This is a genomic window from Phenylobacterium sp. (genome assembly GCF_037968635.1).
Taxonomy (GTDB): Bacteria; Pseudomonadota; Alphaproteobacteria; order Caulobacterales; family Caulobacteraceae; genus Phenylobacterium.
The window spans coordinates 33941-45329 of sequence record NZ_JBBKVV010000139.1; the positions used below are offsets into that span (position 1 = coordinate 33941).

General features: G+C 69.6%; 8 protein-coding genes. 2 read left to right on the forward strand and 6 right to left on the reverse strand.

The genetic code is table 11. The annotated features are described in order from the left end of the window. Nucleotides 1-98: 98 nt before the first annotated feature. Nucleotides 99-1337 (reverse strand): NAD(P)/FAD-dependent oxidoreductase, encoded by a 1239-nt coding sequence (locus AAC997_RS16540; protein ID WP_340646802.1) that lies wholly within the window; start codon nucleotides 1335-1337, stop codon nucleotides 99-101. Between the two features lie 23 nt (nucleotides 1338-1360). Further along, nucleotides 1361-4048, reverse strand: coding sequence for a DNA mismatch repair protein MutS (gene mutS, locus AAC997_RS16545; RefSeq protein WP_340646803.1), 2688 nt, complete (start codon nucleotides 4046-4048; stop codon nucleotides 1361-1363). Between the two features lie 106 nt (nucleotides 4049-4154). Here mutS and AAC997_RS16550 point away from each other — a divergent pair, with 106 nt between their 5' ends. After that, nucleotides 4155-4673, forward strand: a complete 519-nt coding sequence (locus tag AAC997_RS16550; protein ID WP_340646804.1) for a GNAT family N-acetyltransferase — start codon at nucleotides 4155-4157, stop codon at nucleotides 4671-4673. Nucleotides 4674-4679: 6 nt separating this feature from the next. On the opposite strand, the gene AAC997_RS16555 is transcribed toward AAC997_RS16550, so the two are convergent. From AAC997_RS16555 to AAC997_RS16570, 4 genes are all read right to left on the reverse strand, one after another. Further along, on the reverse strand, nucleotides 4680-6581 hold the full coding sequence (locus tag AAC997_RS16555) for an alpha/beta fold hydrolase (protein ID WP_340646805.1): 1902 nt from the start codon (nucleotides 6579-6581) through the stop codon (nucleotides 4680-4682). A gap of 106 nt (nucleotides 6582-6687) precedes the next feature. Continuing rightward, nucleotides 6688-7839: a molecular chaperone DnaJ gene (gene dnaJ / locus AAC997_RS16560; RefSeq protein ID WP_340646806.1), complete on the reverse strand. Its 1152-nt coding sequence runs from the start codon at nucleotides 7837-7839 to the stop codon at nucleotides 6688-6690. A gap of 167 nt (nucleotides 7840-8006) precedes the next feature. Continuing rightward, nucleotides 8007-9914, reverse strand: coding sequence for a molecular chaperone DnaK (gene dnaK / locus AAC997_RS16565; RefSeq protein WP_340646807.1), 1908 nt, complete (start codon nucleotides 9912-9914; stop codon nucleotides 8007-8009). A 182-nt stretch (nucleotides 9915-10096) separates the two neighbouring features. Continuing rightward, nucleotides 10097-10618 carry a hypothetical protein gene (locus AAC997_RS16570; RefSeq protein WP_340646808.1) on the reverse strand — a complete coding sequence of 174 codons (522 nt, stop codon included), beginning with the start codon at nucleotides 10616-10618 and terminating at the stop codon, nucleotides 10097-10099. Here AAC997_RS16570 and AAC997_RS16575 point away from each other — a divergent pair. Further along, nucleotides 10617-11234, forward strand: coding sequence for an alpha-ketoglutarate-dependent dioxygenase AlkB (locus AAC997_RS16575; protein WP_340646809.1), 618 nt, complete (start codon nucleotides 10617-10619; stop codon nucleotides 11232-11234). The two genes, AAC997_RS16570 and AAC997_RS16575, sit on opposite strands and share 2 nt — an antisense overlap. Nucleotides 11235-11389 lie beyond the last annotated feature (155 nt).

Consider the following 11389-nt stretch of genomic DNA (forward strand, 5'->3'; position numbering starts at 1 on the left):
GAGGTCCGCGCTCGTCGGAGGCCTTTTTGTACGCTGGAGCTTAAAAAATGGTGCAGTGCGATGGTTAAGATTTTGCATCGCACAATTTTGTTCGACACCTAGCCCGAGCGAGGCGTTCCCTGGGTGATCAACCGGGCGCTGCGCTGGTTGCGGGCATGGATCCACAGCCAGTTCAGCGCCACGGCGATGCGGGTCCTGGCCCCGATCAGGAAGTAGATGTGCGCCACGCCCCAGAGCCACCAGGCCAGGGTGCCCTTCAGCCGGATCCAGCCAAAGTCGATCACCGCCCGACGCTTGCCGATCTGGGCCAGGCTGCCCGGATGCCTGTAGCGGAACGGTCCGGGCGGCGAGGCGCCGCGCAATCGCGCCTGGATGACCTTGGCGGCATAGGCTCCGGCCTGCTTGGCGACCGGGGCGATGCCTGGGGCGGGCCTGCCGCTGGGCGTGAGCACGCTGGCCGTGTCGCCGAGCGCGAACACCTCGGGATGTCCGGGCACGCTCAGGTCGGGCTCCACCTTCAGACGGCCCGCGCCGTCGGCGGGAGCGCCCAGCCAGTCGGCGGCGGGCGAGGCGCGCACGCCGGCCGCCCAGATCACTGTCCTGGTCTCCAGCCGCTTGTCGCCGTAGGCCACATGGTCGGCGGTGACCTCGGAGACCGCCGCTCCGAGCTCCACCTCGACCCCCAGCTTGGCCAGCGAGGCGCGGGCATAGTCCGACAGGCTGTCGGGATAGCCGCCCAGCACCCGGGGTCCAGCCTCGATCAGCACCACGCGGGCGCGGCCGGGATCGATGTTGCGGAAGTCGCGGGGCAGGGTGTGACGGGCCAGCTCGGCGATGGTCCCGGCCAGCTCCACGCCGGTCGGCCCGGCCCCGACGATGACGAAGGAGAGCAGGGCCATCTGGCGGGTGGGATTGGTCTCGCGCTCGGCCTGCTCGAAGGCCATCAGGATGCGCCGGCGGATCGTGGTGGCGTCCTCGATGGTCTTCAGGCCCAGGGCGAAGGGCTCCCACTCGTCGTGGCCGAAATAGGCGTGGCGGGCCCCCGTGGCCAGGACGAGGGTGTCGTAGGGCAGGGTGGTCCCGTCCTCCAGCCGGACCAGGCGCGCGGCGGCGTCCACGCCCGTCACCTGAGCCAGGACCGTGGTGACGTCGGCCCGGTCGCGCACCAGGGACCGGATCGGCCAGGCGATCTCCGAGGTGGCCAGCGAGGCCGTGGCCACCTGATAGAGCAGGGGCTGGAACAGGTGATGGTTGCGGCGATCGATGAGGGTGATGGTCACGGGCGCGCCGGCCAGGCCCTTGACCACAGCGAGCCCTCCGAAGCCGCCGCCCGCCACGACAACGCGATGTGCGGGCGCGGTCAGAGCAGGCCCTTCAGCCGGTAGAGCGCGGCCATGGCCTCACGGGGACTCATGCTGTCGGGATCGAGTTCAGCGACGGCGGCGTCGACAGCGCTGGGACCCGAACGCTCGGCGAGCCCCGGCGCGGCGGCGGCGAACAGTGGCAGGTCGTCGAGATGGGCCGGGGCGCCGGTCTCGCGCTCCAGGCGCTCCAGCACCTCGCGGGCGCGGATCACGACGGGTGCGGGCACGCCGGCCAGCTTGGCCACCTGGACGCCATAGGAACGGTCGGCCGGCCCTGGTCCCGCCTCGTGCAGGAAGATCAGGTCGCCGTTCCATTCCTTGGCCTTCAGCGACAGGTTGGCGACGTGGGCCAGCCGCCCCTCCAGCACCGCCAGCTCGTGATAGTGGGTGGCGAACAGGCCCCGGCAGCGGTTGGTCTCGTGCAGGGCCTCGGCGCAGGCCCAGGCGATGGCCAGGCCGTCATAGGTGGCCGTACCCCGGCCGATCTCGTCGAGGATCACCAGGGAACGCGGGGTCGCCTGGGTGAGGATGGCGGCGGTCTCCACCATCTCGGCCATGAAGGTCGAGCGGCCCCGCGCCAGGTCATCGCCGGCGCCGACGCGGCTGAACAGCCGGTCCACCACCCCGATCCGCAGGCGCTGGGCCGGCACATAGCAGCCGGCCTGGGCCAGGACGGCGAGCAGGGCGTTCTGGCGCAGGAAGGTGGACTTGCCGGCCATGTTGGGCCCGGTCACCAGGGCCAGACGCGGCCCCACGGCCCCGCCGCCGTCCAGCCGGCAGTCGTTGGGGGTGAAGGGCTGGCCGGTGCGCTTCACGGCGGCCTCCACCACCGGGTGGCGGGCGGCCTGCGCCTCGAAGACGGTGGAGCGGTCGAGGATTGGCCGGGTCCCGCCCACGTCGTCGGCCCACTCGGCCACGCCTGCGGCCACGTCCAGGCGTGCAGCGCCCTCGGCGGCGGCCTGGATGGCGGCGGCCACCCCGATGGCGGCTTCGCGCCAGGCTTCGAAGGTGGCGACCTCCATGGCCAGGGCTCGCTCGGCGGCCTGGGCGATCTTCGCATCCAGCTCGGCCAGCTCCACGGTGGTGAAGCGCACCTGGTTGGCCAGGGTCTGGCGGTGGATGAAGGTGGCGTTGAGCGGCGGGGCCATCAGCGGCTCGGCGGCCTTGGCGGTGGTCTCGACGAAATAGCCCAGGACGGCGTTGTGGCGGATCTTCAAGGCCACACCGCTATCGGCCTGGAGCTGGGCCTCCAAATGCAGGATCACCCGGCGGCTGTCGTCGCGCAGGGTGCGGGCCTGGTCCAGTTCGGCGCGGACGCCCGGCGCCACGAAACCCCCATCGCGGGCCTGGGCCGGAAGCTCGGTCCCCAGGCCCTGGTCCAGCATCTGACGGAAGGCGCCCAGTTCGAAATGGTCGTGGGCGTGGAGCGCGGCCAGGGCGCTCCCCAGCTCGGCGGGCGGCGGCGGGTCCAGGGGTGCGGGCGCGCCCGAAAACAGAGCCGCGATGGCCTCGCCGCGCGCCAGGCCATCGCGCAGGCATCCGAGATCGCGGGGTCCGCCTCGACCCAGCGCCAGCCGCGACAGGGCGCGCGCCATGTCCCCAAGGCCCTTCAATTCCTCGCGCAGCTTCTGGCGCAGGGGGCGGCGCTCCACGAACCAGCCCACGGCGTCGAGACGCAGCTCGATGGCGGCCGGGTCCAGCAGCGGCCGGGCCAGCCGCGCGGCCAGCATCCGCGCGCCCGGCGCGGTGATGGTGCGGTCGATGGCCCCCAGCAGCGAGCCCTCGCGGGAGCCCGACAGGCTCTTTTCGATCTCCAGGCTGGTCCGGGTCGCCGGGTCGATGGCCATGACATCGGCCTCCCCCGCCCGGCGGGGGGCGGTGAGCGCCGGCAGGCGTCCGGCCTGGGTGGTTTCCAGGTGGGCGGCGATCAGGCCGAGCGCGGAGATTTCCGCCCCCGACAAGGTCCCGAAGCCGTCCAGGGTGTCGACGCCATAGAGCCGCTTGAGCCGGGCCTCCGAGGCGGCGGGTTCGGCCAGGGCCGAGGGCATGGGCTGCACCACCCCGCCGGCGCTACGCAGGGCGGTGTTCATCCCCTCGTCGGCGAACAGGCGGTCGGGAACCAGGATTTCGGAGGGGCCAAGCGCGGCGAGCGCCGAGGCCAGGTTCTCGCGGGCCACCGCCCAGCACTCCACCTCGCCGGTGGAAAGCTCGACGCTGGCCACGGCCGCGGCGCCGGCCCGCACCGACACGGCGGCCAGTCGGTTGGCGCCGCGCGCGTCCAGCAGGCCGTCCTCGGTGAGCGTGCCCGGCGTCACCACCCGCACCACGTCACGGCGGACGATGGACTTCGAACCGCGCTTGCGGGCCTCGGCGGGGTCCTCCATCTGCTCGCAGACGGCGACCTTGAACCCCGCCCGGATCAGCTTGGCGAGATAGGCCTCGGCGGCGTGGACCGGCACCCCGCACATGGGGATCGGCGCGCCGCCGTGATTGCCCCTCGCGGTCAGGGTGATGCCGAGCGCGGCGGCGGCCTTCTCGGCGTCCTCGAAGAACAGCTCGTAGAAATCCCCCATGCGGAAGAAGACCAGGGCGTCAGGCTGACGGGACTTGGCCTCGAAAAACTGGGCCATGACCGGAGTGGCGCCGGCGGCCGCGTCAGGCGGGGTGGGGATCTGGGCGTTCATGCTCGGGCCGGAGGTTAACGGCGCCCGGCGCCCGCGTCATCCCCACCAGCCTCTTGAACAACAGCCGGCGAGGCCCAAGCTGTGGTTAAGTTCGGGAGGTTCGCCCATGCACGTCATCTTCCCCGCCGGCCCCGACGACGCCCCGGCCTTGGCGCAGGTTCATGTCGCCTCGTGGCGCGAGACCTATCGCGGCCTGCTGCCCGACAGTTTCCTGGACCGGATGAGCGTCCCGGTGAACACCCGGCGGTTCTCCAAGTCCCTGGTCAGCCCCGCCGAGCACGAGATCACGCTGGCGGTCGCCGACCGGACGGGGATTGTCGGCTACGCCGCCGGCGGCCCGTCGCGCACCCGCCTGGCGGGCGAGTCGGAGGTCACCACCCTCTACGTCCTGCGCCCGCACCAGGGCCAGGACCTGGGGCGGCGCCTGTTGATGGCGGCGGCGCGGGTCTTCGCCGACCAGGGCGCCACCTCGCTGATGATCTCGGTCCTGCGCGACAACCTCCCGGCGCGCGGCTTCTACGAGCATCTCGGCGGTCAGGCCGACGCGCCCCGCAAGGAGCAGGGTCCCGGCGGCCTGATGTACGAGGTCAGCTATCGATGGGCCGATATCCGCGCCCTGACCTAGGAGGCGTCAGTACCGGGTGACGACCCCCAACGCCTTGGGGGTGGGGGTTTCCGCCGCGCCCTTGGAACGCTTCAGCACCCAATCGATCAGGGTGTTGGCCACCGCCGAATTGCCGGGATCACCTGGGCGACCCTTGTCGGGGGTGGAGTCGTCCACCGAGACGAAGTCGGTATGGAAATAGAGCTTGGCGTTGATAGCCGGGTCGAAGGGGGTCAGCGCCTTGGCGGCGTCGGTCTGATAGGTCCCGGTCTTGTTGACCTCGGTATAGTCGCTCACGCCGGGGAAGGGGTTGTTGGCCGCCGCCGCCGGGCTCTGGCGGGCCACGTAGACCGGAATGGCGGCGATGGCGGACTTGTCGATGTCCAGCTTCACCCCGTCGCGGTCGATCTTCAGGGTCTTGTAGCGGCCGACAAAGCCGGCGTCGAAGTCCCAGCGCTCGGAGGGATACCAGTTCGACGCGATCATGTCGGAGGCGTCGATCGAGCGGGCCCCGCTCTGGGCGAAGGTCACCCGCACCGGCTTGATGTTGGAGCGGGCCGGAGCATAGGCCTGACTGTCCATCCACAGCTTGGCCTTGCCCGCGTCCAACGGCGCCTGACCGTTCCCGCCGCCCTCGACCCAGCCATAGACCTTGGCCGGGTCAATCTGGGCCGGGGCCGGAACACACCTGGCGGCCGCCAGGCCCGGACGCGGCGGACCCAGGGTCGGCGGGGCCGGGGTCTTGTCGCACTGGTCTTCGGTCCCGGAGACCGGCTTGAAGTCGAGATAGCCCAGGCCCTCGCCCAGGAACTGCAGCACCGGCATCTGCACCCCGCCGCCGGCGACGGGGTCGGTGTCGAAGCTGGCGCCGGCCCGGGCCAGCCACGTCAGGCGAATGGCCCGCAGGAAGGCGTCGCCCGGATTGCCGGTCATCGCCACCGTGCGCAGGGGGAAGATCGACTCCTGGGTCGGATCGACGAAGGCGTAATAGACCCCGGTCACCGACTGGCTGGCGGCGGCCTCAGGTCCGGCGATGGCCCCCAGCATGCCCGAGGCGTCGGTATAGACCCGGTCCTTGCCCGCGCGCAGGGCCGCGACCTTGGCGAAATAGGCGGTGAGGTGCGCCTCGGTCGGGGCCGCCTCGGCGCCGGCGGACGGCCCGCCGTCCAGGAAGATCAGGCCCGACAGCTTGTCGACCCCACGCTTGCCGTCAGCCTGCAGCCGGGCGGCGTAGTTGGAGACGAAGCCGCCGCCCTGGCTGTGTCCGGCCAGGAAGATGTTGTGGTTGCCGGTCTTCTCACGGATCAGACCGATCATGGCGTCGACGTCCCCGGCATAGGCCTGGAAGTCCCAGTCGGCCATGAAGGCGACGTCGGTCTGGGTCAGCGGCTTCCAGGCGGGGGGCGGGGAGCCGGCCGGCGGGACGTCCACCTTCAGCGGCGCGCCGGGCAGATCGGCGGGCTGCAGGGCCGCGGCGCCCAGATAGTAGTCCAGGGCGACGCTGGGGTCCTTCCGGCTCCGCGCCGCGGTCAGGCCGGTGGTGTCGGCGAGGTTGGCCCCCCGGCGCTGCAGCACCCAGACCTCTATGCGGCAGGGCGCACCGTCACAGGTTTCAGCCTGGGCTTTGTGGACCAGTTGGCTGGCCAGGTAGAGCCAATGGGCCGGCGTGGAGGAAAAGCCCGGCAGGCCGACGATCACCGCATTGGCGGGCCGGGGACGCTCGCCGTCGGCGGCGGCCCGCAGACGCAGGAAACTGGCCGTGTTCAAGGCCTTGGGCGTGCCCGCCGCCGGGTAGCCGGGAATCTGGATAAATTCCCCCACCACGTCGGGATAGCCGGGGACCAGGCTCTTGGCGTTGTCGGCCGCGGCGGCCGGCAGGGCCAGGGCGGCCATCGCGGTCGCGCCCAGGATCAGGGTCTTCAGGCTCATGGTATCCTCCCATCGTCCGCGCTGACGGCGCGGCTGGCTATGAGCTTAGCCGTTTGACGGAGGATTGTTTCGGGGATTTTTCAACGGCCCGGTATGACGACGGAAACTAGACCCCCGTCACCTCTTCCCAGAAGCGCTTGGCCTTGCCGATGAAGCTGGCGGACTTGGGATGCTGCTGCTCGCCGCAGAGGTCCGACAGTTCGCGCATCAGTTCCTTCTGCCGGGCGCTGAGGCGGGTCGGGGTTTCCACGAACAGCTCGACGATCAGGTCGCCGCGCTCACGCGACCGCAGGGAGGGCATGCCCCGGCCCTTGAGGCGCACGGTGCGGCCGGTCTGGGAGCCTTCCGGCACCTTGACCTCGATCTTGCAATTGCCGTCGCAGTTCTCGCCGCCCATCAGGCAGGGGGCCTCGATGTCGCCGCCGAGCGCGGCCACCGTCATCGGCACCGGCACGGTGCAGAGCAGGTCCAGGCCCTCGCGGTCGAACAGCTCATGGGGCTTCACCGACAGGAAGATGTAGAGGTCGCCGCGCGGGCCGCCCCTCGCCCCAGCGTCCCCTTCTCCCGCAAGTCTTATGCGGGCGCCGTCATCGACCCCGGCCGGGATGCGGACCTGCAGGGTGCGTTCCTTGCGGACCTGGCCATGGCCGCGGCACTCGCCGCAGGGGTCGGTGATCATCTGGCCTGAACCGCCGCAGCGGGGACAGGCGCGCTCGACGGAGAAGAAACCCTGGCTGGCGCGGACCCGGCCGGCGCCGCCGCAGGTTCCGCAGACCGTCGGGCTGGTTCCGGCCTTGGCGCCGGTTCCGTCGCAGGACTCGCACTGGAGGGCGGCGGGAACCACGATCTCCACCTCGGCGCTGGCATAGGCCTGCTCCAGGCTGATCTCCAGATCGTAGCGCAGGTCCTGGCCCCGGGCCGGACCGCCGCGCTGGCGTCGGCCGCCGAACATGTCGCCGAAGACGTCGCCGAACACCTCGTTGAAGATGTCGTTCACGTCGTGGAACTGGCCGTTGCCGGGACCACCGCCCCCGCCGCCATTGACCCCGGCATGGCCGAACTGGTCGTATCGCGCGCGCTTCTGGGGATCGGACAGGATCGAATAGGCTTCGTTGATTTCCTTGAAGCGGCCCTCGGCCTCCTCGCAACCGCCATTGCGGTCGGGGTGGTGCTCCATGGCCAGCTTGCGGAAGGACGACTTCAGCGCGGCGTCGTCGCAGCCGCGGGTCACGCCCAGGATTTCGTAATAGTCCCGCATCAAATCATCAGGCGTTCAAATTGATCTTAAGCTGAGGTGGGAACACCCTGCCCCGGCTGCAAGGCTTGCGCCAGCCGCGCCGGTCAGGGAGGGATTGGCCCACAGATGTGCGAAACCCCACGGCGATCCCTCGCAAAAGCTGCGAGAAACCGCCATGGGGCGCAACGTCACGCGGACTTTTTCGAGTCGTCGTCGCTGACTTCCTCGAACTCGGCGTCGACAACGTCGTCACCGCCCGAGGCGTCGTCCGGCTGATCACCTTCGCCGCCCTGCTGGGCGGCGTACATGGCTTCGCCCAGCTTCATGGACGCCTGGATCAGCGTCTGGGTCTTGGCGGCGATGCTTTCAGCGTCGTCACCCTCCAGGGCGGACTTCAGGTCGGCCAGGGCGGTTTCGATGGCGTCCTTGTCGGGGCCGGTGATCTTGTCACCGTGCTCGGCCATGGCCTTCTCGGTGGAGTGAACCACCGCCTCGGCCTGGTTCTTGGATTCCACCAGGGCCTTGCGCTTCTCGTCGTCGGCCTTGTTGCTCTCGGCTTCGCGGACCATCTTTTCGATGTCGGCGTCCGACAGCCCGCCATTGGCCTGGATGCGGATCGACTGCTCCTTGGCGGTCGCCTTGTCGCGGGCCGAGACGTTGACGATGCCGTTGGCGTCGATGTCGAAGGTCACCTCGACCTGCGGCACGCCGCGCGGCGCCGGGGGAATCCCCACCAGGTCGAACTGACCCAGCATCTTGTTGTCGTGCGCCATGGGCCGCTCGCCCTGGAACACCCGGATGGTCACGGCCGACTGGTTGTCGTCAGCGGTCGAGAAGGTCTGCGAACGCTTGGTCGGGATGGTGGTGTTGCGCTCGATCAGCGGGGTGAACACCCCGCCCAGGGTCTCGATGCCCAGCGTCAGCGGCGTGACGTCCAGCAGCAGCACATCCTTGACGTCGCCCTGCAGGACGCCCGCCTGCACCGCGGCGCCCAGCGCCACGACTTCGTCGGGGTTCACGCCCTTGTGGGGCTCGCGGCCGAAGAACGCCTTCACCGTTTCCACGACCCGGGGCATGCGGGTCATGCCGCCGACCAGGATCACTTCGTCGATGTCGGTCTTCTTCAGGCCTGCGTCCTTCAGGGCCATGTCGCAGGGGCCGACCGTCTTGGCGATCAGGTCCTCGACCAGGGCTTCCAGCTTGGCGCGCGACAGCTTGATATTGAGGTGCAGAGGCCCCGACGCGTTCATCGAGATGAAGGGCAGGTTCACCTCGTACTGCGTGGTGGTCGACAGCTCCTTCTTGGCCTTCTCGCCTTCTTCCTTCAGGCGCTGGAGGGCCAGCTTGTCCTTGCGGAGGTCGACGGAGGTCTCTTTCTTGAACTCGTCGGCCAGGTAGTCGACGATCCGCAGGTCGAAGTCCTCGCCGCCGAGGAAGGTGTCCCCGTTGGTGGCCTTCACCTCGAAGACGCCGTCGCCGATCTCGAGGATCGACACGTCGAAGGTGCCGCCGCCGAGGTCGTAGACCACGATCTTCTTGCCGTCGTTCTTCTCAAGCCCGTAGGCGAGCGCCGCGGCGGTGGGTTCGTTGATGATGCGCAGGACTTCCAGACCGGCGATGCGGCCGGCGTCCTTGGTGGCCTGGCGCTGGGCGTCGTTGAAATAGGCCGGGACGGTGATGACCGCCTTCTCGACCTTCTCGCCCAGGTGACGCTCGGCGTCCTCCTTGATCTTGCCCAGGATGAAGGCGGAGATCTGCTGGGGCGAATAGTCCTTGTCCTGCGCGCGGATCCAGGCGTCGCCGTTGGGGCCCTTTACGATCTCGTAGGGCACCATCTTCTTGTCTTTTTCCACCAGCGGATCGTCGTTGTGACGACCGATCAGGCGCTTGACCGCGAAGACGGTGTTGGTGGGGTTGGTGACGGCCTGGCGCTTGGCGGGCTGGCCGACAAGGCGCTCCCCGTCTTCCAGGAAGGCCACCACGGAAGGCGTGGTCCGCGCGCCTTCGGCGTTCTCGATCACTTTCGGCGTCTTGCCGTCCATGATCGCAACGCACGAATTCGTCGTGCCGAGGTCGATGCCAATAATCTTGCTCATGTTCGAGTCTCTTGCTCGCTCCACTAGTGGCGGACGGTGCTTAAGGGGCCTCGTTTCCAAGCGCCCGACTTCTTTTGTCACCGTCCCCGGTTCGATCAGGGTCTCGGGCGGTTAACCTGTGCGGAAACCGCCGTCGAGTCGCGATATGGGATGTGGTGTCGTGGCTGCAAGGGTGAATGCCCTTAAAGTGTGCGGGGTCTTATGGGCTGCGCCGGCGGCCAAGTCCCTAAAATCCTTGCATAAGCTTCACTGTCATGGGGCGCGGACCCGCCCCTGGCGGCCACAAAGGCGTGCTGGAGGACCATCGCCTGCTGTTCGATATTCAGCTCCGAAAAATCCCCGGTCTTCGAAAGATCGTAGGCGTAGGCGGCCGGTCCGTCCCCGGCCCGCAGCTTGGCGGCCAGCAAGTTGACCCCGCTCTGGGCCTGCCAGACGTGGGTCAGCTCATGGATGAAGACGCTCTGGACCACCAGCGGGGCGTGGCTGAAATCGGTCCAGGCCTGAAAGGCCGGCCAGACCACCAGCCGTCCCCCCGGCACGAAGGCGCGGCGCCACAGCGGAATGGCGAAGATCCAGACGCGGCTGGCGTCGAGCGTGCCGCCGAACATTTCGCGCGCCAGGCTCCGCTCTCCGGGCGTCAGGGTCCGGAATGCGCCGGGCCTCATGGGTGCGTTGGCGTCCATCGCGTCTATATGGCGGGTCATGACGGTTTCGACGACCACCGACTTCCGGCTCTGGCCCGGCAAACTCAGCCCCGACGCCCAGGCCGCCCTGGCGAGCGAGGTGCTGGCGCTGAGCCAGACCGCACCCTTCTACAAGCCCGTCACCCCGGGCGGGAAGGCCATGAGCGTGGAGACCACCAATTTCGGGGCCCTCGGCTGGCTCACCGACGCGCGAGGCTATCGCTACCAGGCCACCCACCCAATGAGCGGCGCGCCCTGGCCCGCCATTCCTCAGGGTCTCCTCGACCTCTGGGCGGAGCTGGCCGACCCGGTGACGCCGCCTGACGCCTGTCTGGTCAATCTCTACCGGGGCGAGGCCCGCATGGGCCTTCACCAGGACCGGGATGAGGCCGATTTCAGCTTCCCGGTGCTCTCGGTCTCGCTCGGCGACACCGCCGTCTTCCGGCTGGGCGGCCCCAAACGGTCCGATCCCACCCGCTCGATGCGGCTGAGCTCTGGCGATGTCTGCCTGCTGGCCGGCGAGGCCCGGCTGTTCCATCACGGGGTGGACCGCATCCTGGCGGGCTCTTCCCGCCTGATCCCCGGCGGCGGCCGGATCAACCTGACGCTTCGGCGGGCCGGGCCTTCGCCGGGATGAGCGGGTATTTAGTGGGGCGGCTCGTCGGCGGGGGTGATGCCGTCCAGCAGGTCGCCAACGCGGTCCTCGGCGGCCGGCGGGGTCGCGGGCCTGGGCTTGGGTGTCGGAGTCGGCGCCGCGGTGGGCGGCGGCTTGGCGGGCGACACGATGGCGAC

Excerpts from the sequence above, each read along its gene's own strand:
- mutS (WP_340646803.1), bottom strand. The coding sequence starts at position 4,048 with ATGAACGCCCAGATCCCCACCCCGCCTGACGCGGCCGCCGGCGCCACT.
- AAC997_RS16550 (WP_340646804.1), top strand. The coding sequence starts at position 4,155 with ATGCACGTCATCTTCCCCGCCGGCCCCGACGACGCCCCGGCCTTGGCG.
- AAC997_RS16555 (WP_340646805.1), bottom strand. The coding sequence starts at position 6,581 with ATGAGCCTGAAGACCCTGATCCTGGGCGCGACCGCGATGGCCGCCCTG.
- dnaJ (WP_340646806.1), bottom strand. The coding sequence starts at position 7,839 with ATGCGGGACTATTACGAAATCCTGGGCGTGACCCGCGGCTGCGACGAC.
- dnaK (WP_340646807.1), bottom strand. The coding sequence starts at position 9,914 with ATGAGCAAGATTATTGGCATCGACCTCGGCACGACGAATTCGTGCGTT.
- AAC997_RS16575 (WP_340646809.1), top strand. The coding sequence starts at position 10,617 with ATGACGGTTTCGACGACCACCGACTTCCGGCTCTGGCCCGGCAAACTC.
- AAC997_RS16570 (WP_340646808.1), bottom strand. The coding sequence starts at position 10,618 with ATGACCCGCCATATAGACGCGATGGACGCCAACGCACCCATGAGGCCC.